Raw genomic sequence first — 20,930 nt, forward strand, 5'->3', positions numbered from 1 at the left:
TAAAACAAAAGCACGGTACAAAAATTGTTATTTATGCCGTGGCCGTGTAGTATATCGCGCCCTGATATAAACCTCTATTAAAACTGAAGAGCAAAGCAGATATGACGCAAAAAGTAGTTGTTATTTATTCCGGCGGTATGGATTCATTTACCGTATTAAATAAAGCCTTACAGCAAGGGCATGAAGTTTATGCGTTATCATTTGATTACGGCCAACGTCATGTAAAAGAATTAAAAGTTGCTGCAAGTGTGTGTGAATCACTTAATGTTCCTCATAAAATTGTCGATATATCAGCGATAAACCAACTGATCGGTGGCTCTTCTTTAACCGATAATATTGATGTCCCTGAAGGTCATTACGAAGAAGAAAGCATGAAAAGTACTATCGTGCCTAATCGTAATATGATTTTGCTATCGCTTGCTGTTGGGTATGCTGTATCACTTAAAGCTAGCCAAGTATATTATGGTGCCCATTCAGGGGATCATGCAATTTACCCTGATTGCCGCCCTGAATTTGTAAAAAAAATGGATGATGTTTGTCGTATTGCCAATTACGATGCCGTTGAAATTTTCAGCCCTTACTTAAACAGTACTAAAATTGATATTTTAACCGACGGTATTAAAATGGGCTTAGATTACAGCCAAACTTGGACTTGTTATAATGGCCGAGAAAAAGCATGTGGTAAGTGTGGCGCATGCCAAGAACGTTTAGAAGCATTTAGCCTAAATAACCTCACCGACCCACTTGAATACGAAGTGCAATAATCACTCTGTAGCCAATAAAGAGGCTAATACACCTTAGCCTTTTTATAATAAACTTTTTATAACCAACGTCTAACTTTACTCATGTAGTGTTTATATTGTTCCGGGAACAACCGAAGTAAGGCTTTTTCTTCAGGTTTTATTTGAAAATACGTAATATAAAAAACAAACCCAACCACACCAATCAACGCATAAATAGAAGTTAGCCAAAAACCCCAGCCAATCAGTAAAAAAGTGAGCCCTACGTACATAGGGTTGCGGGTAATCTTAAATATCCCAGATGTAACAAGCTCAGAGGTATTGTCAATTTTTTGTGGATTTAGAGTTGTTTTAGCCTGTCGAAAACTAATCACACCCGCAATACCAAATATCACACCAATACTTACCGATAACAAAGATAGAACAGTAATAAACGACGAGTAATCTATTGCGGTTTTAAACGCAATAAGGGCCATAAATAAAGCAAACACAAATAAAACTAGCACTGGGGGAATTTTGTTGTTTAGCATAGTGTCCTACCAAAAAATGATTACCAATCCTTAATATAAACAATATTTAAACAAATCTGGTTACAAATGTCAGCTAACGAACAATGAGTTTTTAGTTATACTTACTTTATTAAATAAAGATTCAGTGAGGAATACATTATGTCGGGTACCACGATGATAGTTTTAATTGTTTTAATATCCGTTGGCTCGGGAGTTATTTACGATATGTATAAAAAACATTTAGAGTTTAAGCATAAAACCCTCGATAGCAACAATCAAGCAAACCAACAGCTACACGCGATGCAAGCTCAAGTGTCTGAACTTAAAAATAGAGTACAAACACTTGAGGCTATCGTTACAGATTCTAGCTTTGATGTAAAAAACGAAATTAATAAACTTTAAAAACGATTAGTATACAAATGCGCATTTTCTGGCTGTTCTATTCCATGAGCAGCTAAAAAGTGCCCTATTACTTGACCGCAGCCATCAGGTGCTCGGCCACTGTCTATTTCAAAGTTAAGCTGGTTTGCATGTTGCTTCCCTAATACGCACAAATCAACCGCCTCTGTTGAGCGCATAGCAATACTTAACTCGCCTATTTTTTCAGCACTGATGTTTTTACTAAAGCGTGCTAATCCTAAGTATTTAAAGTTTTCATTAACAAAATCATTACTCTCATTGATCAGTGCTGCAATTAGGTCGTGCATAAATTGATTAGTACAACTAACCGCGCTTAAAAACGACAATGACTTATTATTAAAGTCTTCCAATTGGCAGTCGTCACACGTTAACAAAATAGTGTAAAGACATTGCTCATTGGTGAGAACTTGGCGCTGCTGTAGCTTAATTTTTTCACCATTAAACCTAGTTTTAGTAATAAAATCAGTGATGTTATCCTGTGGCGTATCTGCAGTTATTAGTTCTGGGTTTTGTGCCATTAAAGGTAAATCGTGATGGTTATTAAAAGGTGTGCTGCTGCCTTTACTATGACAAAACTGAAACAGCTCTCTCACTTCATGTTCACGCGCTATTTTTAATGCTAAAAATGCGGTTTGAATTAATTCAGAGGTAGGTAATTCTTTCTCTACTAACCAACGCCGCCCAAAAAGTAATTTTTTAGCATTGGAAGTTTGATAGTTATCGGGACTTAATACAGCCACTTGAATATATATTTCGTTATTCTTTTGGGCGGCCAGCACCCTAAAATGCGTAGAAAAATCAATGTTTTCTAAAATTTTTTTAACACTGTCTAAAGTATGGTCATAGCGTAAAAAGTGTTGCGGAACAACCTGATTGTTATTAGGTAATTGCACACTCGGTGCATAAGCAATCGGTTTTTCGTAACTATTTAATACGGCTTCACCTAAATTTAGCGATAAGTTAAATTGACTGTTTTTATCTGACATAACTCAACCAAACAAATGCGCAATATGCGCTGTAAACGTTAATCATTCTACGAGTAAAGTAACGCAGTTAGATCACAATCTACTCTTTAATATAGTAACATTAAATGAGCATTTGATAGTCGGCAATAACCTCTTTAAAAATGGCATTCGTTTTCACCATTTTGTTATAGTGGCGTAGTAATTGTTGGTGATATATTACATGCGATGCTTGCGTAAAATCCCACATTAACGAACCGGTTAGGGATAACGCATTGTTACTATTAAAACTCACCTCTAACACTTCATAAAAGCGCTTGTTCTCTAGCACAATCTGCTCATGTAACAAACCAAACCCTAGCTGCTTTAACCCTTCTCTTAGATGATAAGTATGCAGTACTGGGCAGACTATAAAACGGCTGTTTGCAAGGTTAGTATGATCATTATTCGCAACAATTTGTTTAACTAATTCAAGCAGTAGTTCACCGCCAACCCCGGCAATAATAATCACGTGTTGAGCATTATCGTCAAGGCGGATATTACCGACATCTTGACACAAGACCTGCCAAGATTGCGTTTTATTACAGCTAGGCGATAAATTATTTAATCCACTGAGTTTTTTTGTTAGCTGATGCATAATATCAGGCACAATATCAACAAATCGAATTTGCTTTGCTGCATCTCTCGCTAATAAGCTCAGTCCTAATTGGCCATGGTCACAACAGCAGTCCCAAACAACATCGGTTGGTGCTGTAACCCGCATATTTATGGCTGATAAACGCTTGCTTAATGACATTTAACGATGCCAATTAAGCATTTTTCAATGTTGATTTATAAATTAATGCTTTTAAACTTTTATCAGTATTAATATCAACAAACCCGCTTGTAGCCGCTAAACGTTCAACAAATTCAATGCTATCACCAGTATGCTCTGCTATTAACGCTTTAAACTGTGCTTCACTCAACTCAGGGCTATTAGCACATAACAAAAGCTGAGTTTTTTCATTGAGTAATTCAGGTAAACGACGAAGTACTTTTTGATAGTCTTTGGTTAAAACAAAACTCCCTTTTTGAAAACTCGGCGGATCGACAATAATTAAATCAAATGGGGCTGCTTTTTTTAATTTACCAAATGACTTTAAAATATCATGTGGTAAAAAACTGACATTCCTATCAAAACCATTAAGCTGATGATTTTGTTTGCCTATTTTTAATACCCCTTTGCTCATATCCATATTCATCACATGTTGCGCTGCGCCTTGCATTGCAGCAAGAGAAAAACCACAGGTATAAGAAAACAGATTAAGCACTTTTGCATTGTTGCTTTGCGCCATAACAAACTCTCTGCCTTGGCGCATATCAGGAAAAATACCGGTATTTTGCCTGCTGGTTAAATCAACTAAAAAACGAATCCCATTTTCTTTTACTACATGTGGCTGTGGTAATTCACCATATACCAATTGATTATGGCTATTTACACCTGCGCGCTGTTGATAAACCAATGAAGTAATCAAGTCCGACTGGTTATCTTGTGCCCATTGCCATAATGTCGCAGTGAGTTCGTCAAGCGTATCTTGCTCAATTTCTTCATACGACACCACAAACAAACAAGGTGGGTAAAAATCTAAATTAATATGACTCAATGCTTCAATAGTATGTCCTCTACCGTGAAATACTCGACATAGTTCATTATCTGTTATTGGAGCATTGTTTAGCGCGTCAATCAGGGGGGCAAAGTAAGTTGTCATTGTTAATTTATCAGCTGTTGTTGAAGTTCATGGATTTGATCACGCACCGAGCCGGCTTTTTCAAACTCTAATTCGCTCGCGTAAGCATGCATTTTATTTTCTAGTTGTTTTATTTCGCTGGCAATTTCTTTTGCACTTAGCACTTTTTTAGATTCTTTACGAATAAGCGTTAAATTATCTTTTGGCGCAGCGTCTTCACCTACATCCATAATATCGGTAATAGCCTTCACTAATGCCTGTGGCTCAATATCATTAGCGACATTATAAGCATGTTGTATCTCGCGTCGCCTTTGTGTTTCATCAATGGCTTTTTTCATCGACTTAGTTACTTTATCACCATATAAAATTGCGCGTCCTTTTAAATGACGTGCCGCACGACCGATTGTTTGAATTAATGAACGAGCTGAACGTAAAAAGCCTTCTTTATCAGCATCAAGAATTGCCACTAATGCAACTTCAGGCATATCTAGTCCCTCTCTGAGTAAGTTAATACCCACTAACACATCGAAAACTCCAGCACGTAAATCGCGAATTATTTCAACTCGCTCAACAGTATCGATATCAGAGTGAAGATATCGCACCTTAACATTATGCTCACTTAAGTAATCCGTTAAATCTTCAGACATCCGTTTGGTTAACGTTGTTACCAGTACCCGTTCGCCCAATTCTACACATTTGTATATTTCAGATAATAAATCATCAACTTGAGTCCCCACTGGGCGTATTTCTATTTCAGGGTCGAGTAACCCTGTAGGACGGATAACTTGTTCAGCGACTTCACCCGCACTGCGCTCAAGTTCAAAATCGCCGGGGGTGGCCGATACATAAATCGTTTGCGGCGCGATTGCTTCAAATTCTTCAAAACGCAATGGTCGATTATCCATTGCTGATGGCATCCTAAAACCATATTCAACAAGGTTTTCTTTACGACTTCGGTCGCCTTTGTACATAGCGCCTATTTGAGATACCGTGACATGTGATTCATCAATAATCATCAAAGCGTCATCAGGCAAATAATCAAGTAACGTAGGGGGTGGATCACCCGGTGTACGTCCTGATAGATATCGGCTGTAATTTTCTATTCCAGAACAATAACCAAGCTCGGTCATCATTTCTATGTCATATTGGGTACGCTGTGCAACCCGCTGTTCTTCAACTAATTTATTAACACTGAGTAACTGTGCTCTGCGCTCTTTTAATTCAGCTTTAATATTTTCGATTGCACTGAGTATTTTTTCTCTTGGCGTAACATAATGTGTTTTAGGGTATATTGTGGCCCGAACAATGTGTTTTTCAACGGCCCCGGTCAGTGGATCAAAAATGCTTAAACGCTCAATTTCATCATCAAACATCTCTACACGAACAGCATAAGTGTCCGATTCAGCAGGGAAAATATCGACAACTTCACCACGCACTCGATACGTTCCTCGGCTAAAGTCTATATCATTGCGAGTATACTGAAGCTCAGCCAAACGCCTTAACATATCGCGTTGATCTAGGGTTTCGCCTACTTTCAATAACAGCATCATTTTCATGTATGAGTCGGGATCTCCCAAACCATAAATTGCTGAAACCGAGGCGACAATAATGGTATCTCGTCGCTCTAATAGCGCTTTAGTTGCGCTTAATCGCATTTGTTCTATGTGTTCGTTAATCGATGCATCTTTTTCAATAAATGTATCACTGGCGACGACATAAGCTTCGGGCTGATAATAATCATAATATGAGACAAAATATTCAACCGCATTGTGAGGAAAAAATTCTTTCATTTCACCATAAAGCTGAGCAGCTAAGGTTTTATTATGCGCCATAATAATGGTGGGCCGATTCAAATCATTAATGATGTTGGCCATCGTAAAGGTTTTACCTGTCCCCGTAGCCCCTAATAAGGTTTGATGCGCAAGCCCGGCTTCTAAGCCATCACACAACTGTTCAATCGCTGTTGGTTGATCCCCCGCAGGCTTAAACTTAGATTCTAATTGAAAATGGTCACTCATTACTGGGACTCCTATACGCTTTGATCGCTTAATTCTTGTAATTGTTTAATAAACCATTTATAGGCCACTAATGCAGTAAACAAATTGCCTAAAGCCGCGCCAATAAATAACCCTAACAAACCGGCTATTTCATTACCGATATAAGCTAAAGGCAAGTAAAAAACAAATAAACGAATCACACTTAATATTAAGGCATTCATAGGTTTATGTAAGGCATTAAACGATGAATTAGATAAAATGATCACCCCTTGTAAACCATAACTAAGTGGTAAAGTGTAAATAAACAACTTAATTACATCTACCACGGCTTGCTCTTTACCAAACAGCTGGCTTATAACGGAGGAAAGTGCAATTAATACAAGGTAAATAGAAAATTGCCAAATCATGACAAACTTCAGTGTGCTTTTATAGGCCTCTTTTACACGATTTAACTTAGCCGCCCCAAAATTTTGACTCACAAAAGGCGGTAAAGTCATAGATAAAGCAAGCACTAAAATACTGGCAATTGACTCTATTCGGCTACCTACACCAAATGCGGCAACAGCTTGCGGGCCATGATAAGCGACTAATGCTGTCATTACTGCCATCGCTATAGGCGTTAACATATTAGCCCCCGCTGCTGGCACCCCTATTTTTAATACTTTTATTGCACAACTCAACGGGGTTTGTGTGCCAGGTTTCATACTTAACAAACGTTTTTTAAAGGCTAATAAATAAAGCACCACACACACACCACACGCCCATGCAATCACACTTGCAATAGCGGCCCCCGAAATACCATAGGCAGGGATTGGACCAAAACCAAAAATAAGAATGGGATCTAAAATCGCATTCACCAAGCCCGCCCCTCCCATAATTAAGCTCGGTGTTGTGGTATCACCACTGGCGCGCAAAACAGAATTGCCAATCATAGGGGTAATTAAAAACACACTCCCCATAAACCAAATATTCATGTAATCGTGAATTAACGGTAATACTTGCTCCCCTGCCCCTAATAAAATAAAAATAGGATCGATGAGTAAATACCCTAGCAAAGATAAACAGAGAACAAGAACGACTGCCACTAAAAGAGATATCGTCGCATCGAACCGAGCTTCGGTCAGGTTATTACTGCCCAAAGCCTTTGCTATTACCGCAGATGTTCCTATGCCTAAGCCGATAGCTAAACTAATAACAGTAAAAGTTACAGGAAATGTAAAACTAACCGCCGCTAAGGGCTCTGTTCCCAATAAACTAATAAAAAAAGTATCAACAATATTAAACATCATTAATGCAATCATGCCGAAAATCATTGGAATCGTCATTTTTTTCAAGGTAGGCAATATAGGAGCATTAAGTAGATCAGGGCGTGATTGAGTAGGTGACATTGCGCGCATTTTAATTAAATAGCCTCTTATACAGATTATTTTATTTTAAAGCATTCAGACACCGCAAGCTATGGCTTTATACAATCTATTAGATGAAAATAAAGTATACGGTAAAAATGACTGGTAAATATAGCTAATGTACAACAATGAAGTGAAAAGCTAAGTGTGAAATAAATTTAATAAAAACCTTTAAACTATTAAAAAATAGAGATTTATGAATATTTACCATTAAACAAAGCCAGTTAGCTGTAATGAGTGGAACGACTAATTTTTATTAAATATTATGTCTCTTTTCTTTTTGATTGCTAAATAATTACACCTAACTTAATTAAGTAACAAATACTTTTATAGTGTTTGTAGTTAATTTTCTTTCAAAGCATGGAAATAATATATTTAAGCTAAATAATTAACACATTCGTCTGAGTTATGATGTTTTTTCACACAATGTATATTTGTTTCAACAGACTGCAATCATATTCATTTCGAATCAAAATATTTTTTACTGTATTTTTTTAACTTATTGATTTTAAAATAGTAAAAAAAAACAATTTAAATACTTGAAATCGTTGAAGCGCCCTAAATACCTGAGCTTGATCACGTTCTTAAAGTTTCATAAACATAGTTATCCACAGATTCCGTGGATAACTCACTCTACCCCGCATTAATTAAGGCTTTATGTAAATCTAAAACATCGCCTCACCACGCAAGGGAAAATAAAACATTCGCACTTTCGCTTTTTTTATACTAAGGCCTGAAAAGTTAATGTGCGTTGATACATTTTATTTTGCCAATTGTGTAATGACATATTGACTTTAATTAGCCCCGCGCTCTTTTTTTAAAGAGATTAAAATCCAAACTTTATGATCATGTTTTTATCTCCTGAAGAGACACAGATATCAGGTCAAAAATAATAATCACCCTATTCAACGATCAATTTATTGCGATAGAGCGATTCTCGAAATAACAAAATAATGAATGAACGCGCTAAGTTTTCATCGCCCGTTTTTTCCTACAGCAATGGATTACCCTTCACTTGGCATACAAAAGAGAGTAAAAAACAAACAATTTAAAATATGAAATTGTTACAAATGGTCTATATCGCTAAAAAAAAGCGTTATAAAACGTACGTTTTGAACATAAAAACAACGAACAGCCCTGTTTTTTTAAATTATGATCTTTTTATGTTGACACTTTGCGACGCGGTCATTAATATTTCGCCCCGTTGAAAGGCAATACGCTTCCCCCTTAGCTCAGTTGGTTAGAGCGACGGACTGTTAATCCGCAGGTCCCCCGTTCGAGTCGGGGAGGGGGAGCCAAGCTTTTTAACCATAAACGATTCCCCCTTAGCTCAGTTGGTTAGAGCGACGGACTGTTAATCCGCAGGTCCCCCGTTCGAGTCGGGGAGGGGGAGCCAAGTTTATGAATATGATTGTTCCCCCTTAGCTCAGTTGGTTAGAGCGACGGACTGTTAATCCGCAGGTCCCCCGTTCGAGTCGGGGAGGGGGAGCCAAATCATAATATAGTTTAAAACGATTCCCCCTTAGCTCAGTTGGTTAGAGCGACGGACTGTTAATCCGCAGGTCCCCCGTTCGAGTCGGGGAGGGGGAGCCAACGTACAAGATCCCCATAGACTTTTTCCAATTTTTCCTCTACTCTACTACCTTATAACTAAAACATTATTTATTACTTTAATATGTTGCAATTAGTTGAATAATCAAGGACGTGATTCCTTTCCATTTGAACAATTAAAAGAATTTATAAAATGACAGGCTTTAAAAAACTAATTTTTATTCAAATTATTTCATGGTTACTTTGTGTTGCGGCTGGAAGCTACTTCATGGCAGTTAACTTTGATAACACAGTACGTGCTTCACAATTGCACGCTCAAAAATCAGTAACTCATTACATTAACTCTCTCACTTTAGACGATGTAGCGAATAAGCGAATTAAAACGGCTTTAGCTGATGGCACTACTTTCTCAAATTTAATATTACGAGATTACCAAGGTGAAGAGGTAATTAATTTATCAAATAACACCCCTCTTCCATTACTTGCGTCGCTGATACAATCGGCTTTTAACTCTATTCGTCCGCAATATGCTGTAAATGATCATGCGGATATAAAACTAGAGTTTACAATTAACGTTCAATCGTTGGCTGAACAATTACAAACAGCCTTTATTGTTTTTTTTCTCATGAGTGCATTTTTAGTGTTTATCCCTATCGCACTTATGAAAGGCTTATTTTACAAGCTTAACAAAAATATAAGTACTACGATTGCTGACATTATTGATATCTACATTAATCAAAACGAAATCGGCAGCGGTTTAGATAAATCTCTTGATTCAGGTAAACTCAAGCATTTAGGTAAAGATTTAGTGCCAAGCTTTAATCGTTTATCTTTGTTTTTAAAAAGTAAAAGTGAAGATATTCAAAATGAAGCACTCACCATTAAACATGAAGCCTACAAAGATATTGTTACCTCTTTAGGTAACCGTAATATGTTTGTGGAATATTATGAAAGGCACATCGAAAATACCGAGGTCAGTACGTTTGGTTCGTTAGCACTTGTGCGCTGTAGTGAACTGCAAACTATAAATCAAAGCCGTGGTTATCAAAAAGGTGACGATTATGTCAAAGGCGTTGCTGATATTATTAAACATATTAGCGGCACATACACTGGCAGCCAAATTTACCGACTTAACAGCTCAGACTTTGCTGTTATTTTGCCTAACACACCTCTTAAAGAAGCTGAACGTTTTGGCGAAAATCTGCAATCTAGATTTACACAATACCAACAAAATCAAGAACTCAATTCAGTAGCAAACACGGGAATTGTTGGCTACGAAAAAGGTAAACCGCTTGGTGAGTTATTATCTATCGTCGATAATGCAATGAGTATGGCACAATCTAAACAAATCAATGGTTGGCATGTACAACGTGAAACCGATTTAGTTAACAATGTCAGTGCCGGTTTTGGTAATCAAAATTGGCGCAAAGTTATTACCGAAGTTATTGAATCAAAACGTGTTCATTTAGTTATGCAAAATATTATGCCACTTGGTAAAAGTATTAAAGCATATGCAGAAATTCAGGTACGTTTTAAAACAGAAGACAATCAAGTTCTCCCTACTGCGTCGTTTTTAGCCATGGCTGAAAAACTGGATATGGCAATTGATATTGATAAGCTCATTATTGATTCATCACTTGAAAAAGTAAAAAGCCGAAACTTATCAGAAAAGTTTTTTGGTTTAAATGTTACCGCTTCGAGCGCACATAACGATCAATTTGTTATTTGGTTAGAACGTCGCTTATTAAAAGATACACATATTGCATCAAAATTAGTGTTTGAAGTCAGCGAGTTTGGCCTTCAACAAAATATTAAAGCGAGTAAACGCTTTATCGATATGGTTCATCGGGTGGGTGCACGTATCACCGTTGAGCGTTTTGGTGTGGGTTTAACCTCGTTTAAGTTTTTCAGAGATTTAAAACCTGACTTTATTAAAATGGATGCCAGTTATACCCGTGGTTTAGAAGAAGATAAAAACAATCAATACTTTATGCGCTTAATGGTCGATCTTGCACACAGAATAGGGGTAAGTGTTTTTGCTGAAGGTGTAGAAAGCCAAGAAGAAAAACACATTGTTGAAACTTTATGCTTAGATGGCGTACAAGGTTATTACATAGAAAAACCTAAAGATATATAACTCTGTGGAGGCATAATGAAAGCTATATTAAGTTTAGTATATTGTTTGATTATGCCTTTTACTTTAGCCGCAGCTAAAGCAGAGCAATTAACATTAACTTTTAGTACCCACAATTACCCCCCTTTTTCATCAATTGATCAAGACAATAACCCTACAGGCCCGTTTGTCGACATATTATCACTTGCATGTAACGAACTAGATTATCAGTGCCATTTTATTAGTGTCCCTAATCGACGCTCAAAATTAATGCTTGAAAACAACCAGGTACAGGCCAACTTTCCAATGGGATGGAATACAGAGCGAGATCATCAGCTTTATTTTTCGATTCCATTAATGAATATGCAATATGGCTTTTTTTATTCTAACGACTCATTAAAAGAGCCCATTACGTCACTTGCTGATATTCAAACATTAAATGTGGGGGTTTTTGGCCCTTCAAATGCTTCATATCAGCTAGAAAAACTCAAACAAAAAATGCACTCTCAGGGTTTAAAAGAATTTAGCATTACCTTAATCACTGACGCCAATGGCACCGGCGTAAAAATGCTTGATCATAAGCGCATCGATGCATACTTTGCGAACAACTTACAAGCTAAAACCCACCTAGCGCAATTTGGGCTCGACAATATTCAACATGCGTTTACCTATAGTGAACACCCCTACTTTGTGACATTTAATAAAATACAAACCTCACGTTTGCAACTGATACAATTTAACCAAACTCTATACAAACTGTATGTTGCACATAATCAGTTTAAAGATATTTTAGCCAAATATAATATTGAAACGGTTTCCATTACGCCACAGTTACTAATGCAATATAATATCATTCACGAATGAGTTGTTTATTTACCTTATACGTGTTGTTAAAACACGAATAAAAAAGGATAATAACGACGTTTTTTAATGCTTGAGGCGAACATGACTGAATATGTTATGTTATTAATTGGCACCGTGCTCGTTAATAACTTTGTATTAGTACAATTTTTAGGCTTATGCCCATTTATGGGGGTTTCTGGTAAGTTAGACACTGCAATTGGCATGTCTTTGGCCACAACCTTCGTGCTGACGCTTGCTTCGGTAACTAGCTATCTTGTAAACCAGTATATTCTTATCCCATTAGATATCACATTTTTACGTACTATGAGCTTTATTTTAGTCATCGCTGTCGTGGTACAATTCACCGAAATGGTGGTTCGAAAAACAAGTCCTACACTTTATCGTTTACTGGGTATTTTTTTACCATTGATCACCACTAACTGTGCTGTTTTAGGTGTTGCCATTCTTAATATTCAAGAACAACACAGCTTTTTACAGTCTGCAATTTACGGTTTTGGCGCCGCCGTTGGCTTTTCATTAGTACTGGTATTGTTTGCAGCAATGCGCGAACGTATTGCCGCTGCAGACGTCCCAACCCCATTTAAAGGGGCATCGATTGCCATGATAACGGCAGGTTTAATGTCGATGGCATTTATGGGTTTTTCTGGATTAGTGAAATTTTAATATGACCTTACTCTATGCACTTATTGCTTTAGGCTCTTTAGCATTAATTTTCGGTGTAATCTTAGGTTACGCCGCCGTAAAATTCCGTGTTAAAGGTAATCCCATAGTTGAACAGATAGACACTATTTTACCACAAACTCAATGTGGTCAATGTGGTTATCCTGGCTGCCGGCCTTATGCCGAAGCTATTGCTAATGGGGATGAAATTAACAAATGTCCTCCAGGTGGCGAATCCACGGTTAAGAAGCTCTCTGAGCTTATGGGAGTAGAAGCTAAACCATTAGCAGGTGGCGAACAAGCAGAGCCGATTAAAACGGTGGCTTATATTCGTGAAGATGAGTGCATTGGCTGTACAAAATGCATTCAAGCCTGTCCTGTCGATGCCATTGTAGGGGCAACGCGTCAAATGCATACCGTGTTAATTGATGAATGTACGGGTTGTGATTTATGTGTTGAGCCCTGCCCTGTAGATTGTATTGATATGCTCCCACTCGCTCCAACAAAACAAAGTTGGAAATGGCAGTTAGATGCTATTCCTGTTACGCAAATAGATTAGAGGTTTGAGTGGAAAAGTTACTTGAACAAATAAAGCATGGCACTGTTTGGCCATTTCCCGGTGGTGTACACCCACCACAGCAAAAATCACAATCCAATAGTGAAAAAATAACACGTTTACCTTTGCCAGATAAATTAGTTGTGCCTTTAAAGCAACATATTGGTGCTCACGGTAAACTCATCGTCGATAAAGGCGATTACGTACAAAAAGGTCAAGCATTAACAAGCCCAACGGCTAACTGGTCGGTACCTGTGCATGCCCCCACCTCTGGCACTATTTTAGAGATTGCACCTAGCCCATCGGCTCACCCTTCTGCTTTGCCTGAGCTGAGTGTGATAATAAAACCTGATGGCAAAGATACTTGGTGTCAACGTCAGCAAGTATCGAATATTAAAACCATAGACCACGACGAGCTTATAAACATAATACATCAAGCCGGTATTTCTGGCATGGGTGGAGCAGGTTTTCCTACTTATGTTAAAGCAAATACCGATAAAAAGATTGATTTTTTTATCGTCAACGCAGTTGAATGTGAGCCTTACATTACCGCCGATGATGTTTTAATGCGTGAGCATGCCGTTGAGGTTGTACAAGGCATTGAAATAATGCAGCAACTTTTACAACCGACACTATGTATTGTGGGTATAGAAGACAATAAACCACAAGCAATTAGTGCGATGCAAAAAGCTGCTGAACACAATGAACATATTATAATTCAAAGTGTGCCCACGGTTTACCCTTCAGGTGGTGAAAAACAGTTAATTAAGCTTCTCACCAATCAAGAAGTACCCAGTGGTGGCATTCCTGCCGATATCGGTGTACTGGTGCATAATACAGGGACGCTTTTTGCTATACAGCAAGCCGTATATGAAGGTAAACCACTGATTGAACGAGTTGTTACCGTGACCGGTAATACGATTCATAAACCAGGTAATGTATGGGCATTATTGGGTACAGAAATAAAACATTTATTAGATTGCCAAGGTTTTTCACCGGTTCCACAACAACGTGTAGTTATGGGAGGCCCCATGATGGGCTTTACACTCCCAACAGTACGTATTGGCGTAGTGAAAACAACAAACTGTATTTTAGCCCCCGATCACAATGAACTTGCTGAACCTGGTGATGAAAAAGCGTGTATTCGTTGCAGTGCTTGTGCAGATGCTTGCCCCGTATCATTGTTACCGCAGCAAATGCAATGGTTTGCTAAATCAAAAGAATACGAAAAGTTACAAGAACACAACCTGTTTGACTGTATTGAATGCGGTGCCTGCTCATACGTATGCCCAAGTGAAATTCCATTAGTTCAATATTACCGCGTTGCTAAAGTAGAAATAAAAGAACAACAAGCAGATAAAATTAAAGCCGATCGTGCTAAAGAGCGTTTTGATGCGCGTAAAGAGCGCTTAGAGCGAGAGCAAGCCGAACGTCAAAATAGACATAAACGTAAACCTACAACCAAATCAGCCGATGAGAAACAAAAAGTGGCTGATGCACTCGCTCGGGTAAAACCAAAAAGCGATAAAGATGGCGAAAAATCTGCGGTTGCTGCGGCTATCGCAAGAGCTAAAGCTAAAAAGCAACAAGGTGAACAATTAGAACCAGATAACAGTGACGTTGCAAAAGAGCGTGCGATTCGTAAGCAACAAGCAAGACAATATAAAGAAGAGAAAGAATCTCAGGGCAGCTCAGAATCAACAGATGATAAAAAATCAGCTGTTGCTGCTGCAATTGCCCGTGCTAAAGCGAAAAAAGCCGCGCAGCAAAACAGCGCTGAATCACAAGATGAAAATACAGATTCAGCTCCTGTAGATGATAAAAAAGCCGCGGTTGCTGCTGCAATTGCTCGTGCTAAAGCGAAAAAAGCCGCGCAGCAAAACAGCACTGAATCACAAGATGAAAATACAGATTCATCCCCTGCAGATGATAAAAAAGCCGCTGTTGCTGCTGCAATTGCTCGCGCTAAAGAAAAAAAGCGCCAAAAAGAAGGAAATAACCCGTCATGAAATTAACCATGGCAAGCTCACCTCACAACCATAGCCAAAAATCACTCAGTAAAATGATGCTCAGTGTCATTGCTGCTTGTATCCCTGGCTTCATTGCACAAGTTATATTTTTTGGCACCGGTGTAATTATCCAACTGGTATTGGCACTTATTTGCGTTAGTGTCTTCGAAGCTATAATTATGGTGTTACGTAAACGCTCAATTTTTGCTGCATTAAGTGATGGTAGTGCATGGCTAACCGGCGTCTTACTTGCACTAAGTATTCCTCCCCTAGCCCCTTGGTGGGTAATAGTAATAGGTTCGTTTTTTGCTATTGTCATGGTTAAACAACTATACGGTGGGTTAGGCTTTAATTTGTTTAACCCTGCTATGGCAGCATACGTTTTATTATTAGTGTCATTCCCCGTACAAATGACAGCATGGATGCCGGTCACAGAGCTGCTTTCACAACCGACAACACTGGCACAACAGCTAAGTATCATATTTCATAATTTTACCTCAACGGGTTTTAGCTTAGAGCAAATGCGAACCACTGTTGATGGTATGACCATGGCAACCCCTTTAGATACGATTAAAACCGATATTGCTCATGGTTTAACGGTAACCGAAAGCATGCAAAAGCCTATCTTTGGTGAATGGGCTGGGCTTGGTTGGGTTTGGGTCAACTTAGGCTTCTTATTAGGTGGTGTGTATTTACTTAAAAGTAAAATAATTAATTGGCATATCCCTATTAGCATGCTGGTCAGTTTGGCACTATGCAGTGCTATCGGTTATGTAGCGAACCCAGGGACAGAGCCTGGAATAATTTTTCATTTATTTAGTGGTGCAACCATGCTGGGGGCGTTTTTTATTGCCACCGATCCAGTCTCTGCATCGACCACTAACAAAGGTCGTTTAATATACGGCGCCATTATTGGGTTATTAATATACTTAATTCGCACGTTTGGTGGCTACCCAGATGCACTCGCTTTTAGTGTTTTATTACTTAATATGGCAGTACCTTTAATAGATTATTACACTCAACCCCGTACTTATGGTCATGGAGAGGTTAAATGATTATCTCCTCAATGGTAAAAAATGGTGCCCTGCTTAGTGCATTTGCACTGATCACAACAGGCATTGTCGCACTAATTAATGCAGCGACAGCAGAAACAATCGCAGAGCAAGAGCAGCTTCAACTGGTACGTCAATTTCATGAAGTACTTAGCCCAGAACTATATAATAATCAGTTGAGTGAGGACTGTGTTGTCGTTACTAATGACTTACTAGGTCCTTATAAGCAACAAGTTATTTATAGAGCTAAACTAAACGGCAAACCTGTTGCTTTAGTAATCCGCCATATTACTCCAAACGGCTACACTGGAGATATAAATCTGTTAAGTGCGGTTTATCAAAATGGGGAAATTGCAGGTGTGCGTGTCACAAAGCATCAAGAAACACCGGGGTTAGGTGATAAAGTAGAGTTAAAAAAATCTGACTGGATCACAACTTTCAAAGGCACGACGGTAGCCGCTGAAGATGACCCGCGCTGGGCAGTAAAAAAAGATGGTGGTCAATTTGATCAGTTTACGGGAGCAACAATCACCCCTCGGGCCGTTGTTAGCTCAGTTAAAAATGCGACACTGTTTGCAAAGTCACAATTTGACGCCCTATTCTTAGCTCCTAACGCATGTAAAAAGGTTTAACTATGAGTGAGTTAAAAACACTTTTAAAAGATGGTATGTGGAAAAACAACCCGGCATTAGTACAGCTGCTCGGCTTGTGTCCTCTGCTAGGCGTAACATCAACTATTACCAATGCATTAGGGTTAGGGATCGCTACGTTATTGGTATTAGTGGGCTCTAATGTCTCGGTTTCATTAATTCGAAACTGGGTCCCTAAAGATATCCGCATACCTGTATTTGTTATGATCATTGCCGCATTTGTTACAGTAATTCAATTATTGATGAATGCCTATACCTTTGGTTTATATCAATCACTTGGCATATTTTTACCTTTAATTGTAACTAACTGCGCCATTATCGGGCGAGCAGAAGCGTACGCCTCTAAAAACCCTGTGCATTTATCTGCATTTGATGGATTAATGATGGGCTTAGGTTTTATGCTGGTATTAATGGTATTAGGGGCAATGCGCGAGATAATCGGCCAAGGAACTTTATTTGATGGGGCTGATTTACTACTGGGTCCATGGGCTCAAAGTTTACGTATAGAAATCTTCAGTTTTGATAATCAGTTTTTATTGGCCATATTACCCCCTGGTGCCTTTTTAGGTTTAGGGTTATTAATTGCAGCTAAAAATGTGATTGATACACAAATAAAATCAAAACAAAGTTTACCTGCAGAGGCTGAAAAAGGTCCTCGTGCGCGTGTTACCAGTTTAACTTAAAGGAAAACACACTGTAGATTATGTGTTTCAACTTGCATGAATAAATTAAAACGACAACAAATGCTTGCCCGTTTACGCGAGCAAAACCCTCACCCAGAAACAGAGCTTGAATACTCAAGCCCATTCGAGCTACTTGTTGCTGTCGCACTATCTGCGCAAGCAACCGATGTTGGGGTAAATAAAGCAACACGAAAACTCTTTCCGGTGGCAAATACCCCACAAGCTATTTTAGATTTAGGCCACGATACATTACGTGACTATATAAAAACCATTGGTTTATTTAATTCCAAAGCAGCTAATGTGTATAAAATGTGCCAAATTTTGGTTACTGAGCATAACAGTATTGTGCCGCAAGATAGAGAAGCATTAGAAGCCCTGCCAGGCGTTGGTCGTAAAACAGCTAATGTAGTGTTAAATACAGCTTTTGGGCAGCTAAAAGATAATCAAGGTAAATACTTTTTAGCGGTAGATACTCACATTCAACGCTTAGCAAATCGTACTGGATATGCAAAAGGTAAAACAGTAGAGCAAACCGAACAATCAATTATTAAAAACACCCCTAATAAAACGGAGTTTATGTTTAATTTACATCATTGGTTTATTTTACACGGGCGTTATACATGTACGGCTAGAAAGCCAAAGTGTGGAAGTTGTATTATTGAAGATTTATGTGATTACAAAGAAAAAACAGAATAAAAATAATTAAGGCCTTTAAAGTAAAACTTTAAAGGCCTTTAAATTAATAATTACTTTTCTAATTTTTTAAAGTAATCAAAAATTTCTGGCACATTACCTTGTCCCATACCCGCATCAAGAGCGGCTTGTAGGTTAGCAGAAGAACCTTCTGCAATTTTAGATTCAGTACCAAGATCAGCAACCATTTCTAAGAAATAGCCTAAATCTTTGTTTGCATTTGCGATTGAGAAACCAAGATCACTCACGTTATCTACAGCGTAATTTTTACAGAACTGCATAAATGGTGAGTTAGATGGACCTGTAGACATAATGTCGAAAAGTTGTTGACGGTCAACACCTGCAAGTTCAGCTACAGCAAAAGCTTGTGACATAGCACATACTGTAGTCATACCCATAAAGTTATTGATTAACTTTGTTGTGTGACCCGCACCTAGTGCGCCTAAATGGAATACATTTTCGCCTTGATCTTCAAGTACTGGCTTAACTTTATTGAATGTTTCCATATCACCAGATGCCATAATGTTTAGTAAACCATCTTTAGCATGTGCAGGAGTACGTCCTAATGGAGCATCAATCATACCCGCGCCTTTGCTTGCTAAATCAGCGCCGATCTTTTTAGTAGAAGCAGGAATAGAAGTACCAAAATCAACTAATACAGAACCTTCTTTAATACCAGCAAGTAGACCATCTTCAGCATATACAATTTTTTCTACTACAGCTGATGTAGTTAAACAGAACATCACGATGTCTGAATTCTCAGCAAGCTCTTTAGCTGTATCAACAGTTTTAGCACCACGAGCAACACATGCTGCCACAGCATCTTTGTTTAAATCCATAACAGTAAGCTCATAGCCTTTGTTTTGTAGATTTTCAACCATATTGCCGCCCATTAAGCCTAGGCCGATGAAACCGATAGTTGGTTTTGACATGAATAACTCCTAAATATATTAACGCAAGCAAGTAAGTAATTATTTACCTACAGAACAGTACGATGATGTTTGTTTTAAATTTTCAGTATCGTGTTTAATGTTAAGTGAGTGAAAATACTTAGATGACTTTAAAAACCACCACAGAGCATAAACTTAATTACAAAACTTAATCTTGTTAAACATAACTATTATTTTTTTACAGGGTTGATAACCGCGATTACACGATATGACCAACTGGTATGACAAAATGTTAGTGGTAACAGACTCTTTTGTCAACCGACAAGTTAACCCTGAAATAAGTGATTTATATCTACGTTTATTCTATCTATATTTAAACCTATTAAAACAGCAACTTATATCATTTAGCTGTCATAATTAAATTTTTCCTATTTTCAACACTTGGTTTTCATTCACAAAATAATTGGTTGACCAAAAAAACCAACATCAATAATAGCCTCTGCCATATAGAGCCAAACATTAGGTAAAGCATATAATATGTATTTTTCAAGTTGTTGATTAATATAAATCCCATAAATCTGCATACTTTTTTACTTCACGACGGTGATCGCTTATGTTGCAAATGCATAATAAAAACTTAAAATAGAATATAACTGCTTATCCCTAACTGTTTTAATCTTTTCTAGGAAAATATCATAATGCGCTTACTTCACACTATGTTGAGAGTTTCAAATTTAGATAAATCAATTGCTTTTTATACCCAAATCTTAGGTATGAAGGAACTTCGACGTTCTGAAAATGCACAATACCGCTATACTCTTGCTTTTATTGGCTATGGTGAAGAGCAAAGCAATACCGTATTAGAGCTAACATACAATTGGGATACTGATCATTATGATTTAGGTAATGCCTATGGGCATATTGCAATTGAGTTTGATGATATCTATCAAGCGTGTGAAGATATTAAAGCCGCCGGTGGCAATGTTAGCCGCGAGCCAGGTCCAGTAAAAGGTGGTACAACTGAGATTGCTTTTGTAAAAGACCCTGATGGTTATGCAATTGAGTTAATCCAAAAAAAGTAAAAGTAATTATCGCTCATACTCTCATTTAATTGATAAATCCGTAAGTATTTATCGAACCAAGACTCTTTTTAAGGGGGTGTAGTGAATGAATAAGCCACTATATAACACTCCCTACTTCTTTTAATCAGTTACTGCGTTTATAAGCAGACTGAAACTGACCTCATTGTTTTTCAAAAAATATTTAAATAAATACCAAGGCTAAAAAATTCAATAGTAATAAATTAAGATATAAGTAGGATTTGAAACTAAAAGGGATATAAATAGGAGATTTTAATTGATTGTACACAGCCTAACTTTACCTTTTAAGTAAAGTGGCGTCCCCAAGGGGATTCGAACCCCTGTTACCGCCGTGAAAGGGCGGTGTCC

Annotated in this window: 19 protein-coding genes and 4 tRNA genes; 16 read left to right on the plus strand and 7 right to left on the minus strand. The window is 37.9% G+C overall.

What is annotated here, in order from left to right:
* The first annotated feature begins 101 nt into the window (after nucleotides 1-101).
* Complete coding sequence (queC, locus tag J8L70_RS08680) at nucleotides 102-764, plus strand: 7-cyano-7-deazaguanine synthase QueC (RefSeq protein ID WP_211055149.1); 663 nt, start codon at nucleotides 102-104, stop codon at nucleotides 762-764.
* 56 nt (nucleotides 765-820) lie between these two features.
* Here the strand turns inward: queC and J8L70_RS08685 are convergent, their stop codons facing one another.
* Nucleotides 821-1,270, minus strand: coding sequence for an isoprenylcysteine carboxylmethyltransferase family protein (locus tag J8L70_RS08685; protein WP_211055150.1), 450 nt, complete (start codon nucleotides 1,268-1,270; stop codon nucleotides 821-823).
* Between the two features lie 138 nt (nucleotides 1,271-1,408).
* Here J8L70_RS08685 and J8L70_RS08690 point away from each other — a divergent pair, with 138 nt between their 5' ends.
* Nucleotides 1,409-1,651, plus strand: a complete 243-nt coding sequence (locus tag J8L70_RS08690; RefSeq protein ID WP_211055151.1) for a hypothetical protein — start codon at nucleotides 1,409-1,411, stop codon at nucleotides 1,649-1,651.
* On the opposite strand, the gene J8L70_RS08695 is transcribed toward J8L70_RS08690, so the two are convergent.
* From J8L70_RS08695 to J8L70_RS08715, 5 genes are all read right to left on the minus strand, one after another.
* A complete protein-coding gene (locus J8L70_RS08695; RefSeq protein ID WP_211055152.1) occupies nucleotides 1,648-2,655 on the minus strand; it encodes a hypothetical protein in 1,008 nt (335 codons plus the stop codon). The two genes, J8L70_RS08690 and J8L70_RS08695, sit on opposite strands and share 4 nt — an antisense overlap.
* A gap of 100 nt (nucleotides 2,656-2,755) precedes the next feature.
* Nucleotides 2,756-3,427, minus strand: a complete 672-nt coding sequence (locus J8L70_RS08700) for a tRNA (adenine(22)-N(1))-methyltransferase TrmK (protein WP_211055153.1) — start codon at nucleotides 3,425-3,427, stop codon at nucleotides 2,756-2,758.
* A gap of 13 nt (nucleotides 3,428-3,440) precedes the next feature.
* On the minus strand, nucleotides 3,441-4,379 hold the full coding sequence (locus J8L70_RS08705; RefSeq protein ID WP_211055154.1) for a class I SAM-dependent methyltransferase: 939 nt from the start codon (nucleotides 4,377-4,379) through the stop codon (nucleotides 3,441-3,443).
* A gap of 2 nt (nucleotides 4,380-4,381) precedes the next feature.
* Nucleotides 4,382-6,376 (minus strand): excinuclease ABC subunit UvrB, encoded by a 1,995-nt coding sequence (gene uvrB / locus J8L70_RS08710; RefSeq protein ID WP_211055156.1) that lies wholly within the window; start codon nucleotides 6,374-6,376, stop codon nucleotides 4,382-4,384.
* 11 nt (nucleotides 6,377-6,387) lie between these two features.
* Complete coding sequence (locus J8L70_RS08715) at nucleotides 6,388-7,752, minus strand: MATE family efflux transporter (protein ID WP_211055157.1); 1,365 nt, start codon at nucleotides 7,750-7,752, stop codon at nucleotides 6,388-6,390.
* Between the two features lie 1,230 nt (nucleotides 7,753-8,982).
* Here J8L70_RS08715 and J8L70_RS08720 point away from each other — a divergent pair.
* The 13 genes from J8L70_RS08720 (at nucleotide 8,983) to nth (ending at nucleotide 18,595) form a co-directional block, all read left to right on the plus strand.
* Nucleotides 8,983-9,059: transfer RNA gene (locus J8L70_RS08720), tRNA-Asn, on the plus strand.
* Nucleotides 9,060-9,080: 21 nt separating this feature from the next.
* Nucleotides 9,081-9,157 (plus strand) — tRNA-Asn (locus J8L70_RS08725).
* 19 nt (nucleotides 9,158-9,176) lie between these two features.
* Nucleotides 9,177-9,253, plus strand: a tRNA-Asn gene (locus tag J8L70_RS08730).
* A 24-nt stretch (nucleotides 9,254-9,277) separates the two neighbouring features.
* A tRNA-Asn gene (locus J8L70_RS08735) sits at nucleotides 9,278-9,354 on the plus strand.
* Nucleotides 9,355-9,505: 151 nt separating this feature from the next.
* Nucleotides 9,506-11,449, plus strand: a complete 1,944-nt coding sequence (locus tag J8L70_RS08740) for an EAL domain-containing protein (protein ID WP_211055158.1) — start codon at nucleotides 9,506-9,508, stop codon at nucleotides 11,447-11,449.
* Nucleotides 11,450-11,464: 15 nt separating this feature from the next.
* Nucleotides 11,465-12,289: a transporter substrate-binding domain-containing protein gene (locus J8L70_RS08745; RefSeq protein ID WP_211055159.1), complete on the plus strand. Its 825-nt coding sequence runs from the start codon at nucleotides 11,465-11,467 to the stop codon at nucleotides 12,287-12,289.
* A gap of 81 nt (nucleotides 12,290-12,370) precedes the next feature.
* Entirely contained in the window at nucleotides 12,371-12,952 is a 582-nt protein-coding gene (gene rsxA / locus J8L70_RS08750) for an electron transport complex subunit RsxA (protein ID WP_211055160.1), read from the plus strand.
* Between the two features lies 1 nt (nucleotide 12,953).
* Nucleotides 12,954-13,508 carry an electron transport complex subunit RsxB gene (gene rsxB, locus J8L70_RS08755; RefSeq protein WP_211055161.1) on the plus strand — a complete coding sequence of 185 codons (555 nt, stop codon included), beginning with the start codon at nucleotides 12,954-12,956 and terminating at the stop codon, nucleotides 13,506-13,508.
* Between the two features lie 8 nt (nucleotides 13,509-13,516).
* Nucleotides 13,517-15,514, plus strand: coding sequence for an electron transport complex subunit RsxC (gene rsxC / locus J8L70_RS08760; RefSeq protein ID WP_211055163.1), 1,998 nt, complete (start codon nucleotides 13,517-13,519; stop codon nucleotides 15,512-15,514).
* A complete protein-coding gene (rsxD, locus tag J8L70_RS08765; protein ID WP_211055164.1) occupies nucleotides 15,511-16,569 on the plus strand; it encodes an electron transport complex subunit RsxD in 1,059 nt (352 codons plus the stop codon). Before rsxC ends, rsxD begins: the two co-directional genes overlap by 4 nt.
* Nucleotides 16,566-17,198, plus strand: coding sequence for an electron transport complex subunit RsxG (rsxG, locus tag J8L70_RS08770; protein ID WP_211055166.1), 633 nt, complete (start codon nucleotides 16,566-16,568; stop codon nucleotides 17,196-17,198). The genes rsxD and rsxG overlap by 4 nt, the downstream gene beginning before the upstream one ends.
* Before the next feature lie 2 nt (nucleotides 17,199-17,200).
* Nucleotides 17,201-17,899: an electron transport complex subunit E gene (locus J8L70_RS08775; RefSeq protein WP_211055167.1), complete on the plus strand. Its 699-nt coding sequence runs from the start codon at nucleotides 17,201-17,203 to the stop codon at nucleotides 17,897-17,899.
* A gap of 36 nt (nucleotides 17,900-17,935) precedes the next feature.
* Nucleotides 17,936-18,595 carry an endonuclease III gene (nth, locus tag J8L70_RS08780; protein WP_211055169.1) on the plus strand — a complete coding sequence of 220 codons (660 nt, stop codon included), beginning with the start codon at nucleotides 17,936-17,938 and terminating at the stop codon, nucleotides 18,593-18,595.
* A 50-nt stretch (nucleotides 18,596-18,645) separates the two neighbouring features.
* On the opposite strand, the gene J8L70_RS08785 is transcribed toward nth, so the two are convergent.
* On the minus strand, nucleotides 18,646-19,524 hold the full coding sequence (locus tag J8L70_RS08785) for an NAD(P)-dependent oxidoreductase (RefSeq protein ID WP_211055171.1): 879 nt from the start codon (nucleotides 19,522-19,524) through the stop codon (nucleotides 18,646-18,648).
* 656 nt (nucleotides 19,525-20,180) lie between these two features.
* On the opposite strand from J8L70_RS08785, the gene gloA reads away from it, so the two are divergent.
* Entirely contained in the window at nucleotides 20,181-20,564 is a 384-nt protein-coding gene (gene gloA, locus J8L70_RS08790) for a lactoylglutathione lyase (RefSeq protein ID WP_211055172.1), read from the plus strand.
* Nucleotides 20,565-20,930: the final 366 nt, after the last annotated feature.

Origin of the sequence: Pseudoalteromonas sp. MMG010 (assembly GCF_018100905.1) — a bacterium.
GTDB lineage: Bacteria > Pseudomonadota > Gammaproteobacteria > Enterobacterales > Alteromonadaceae > Pseudoalteromonas.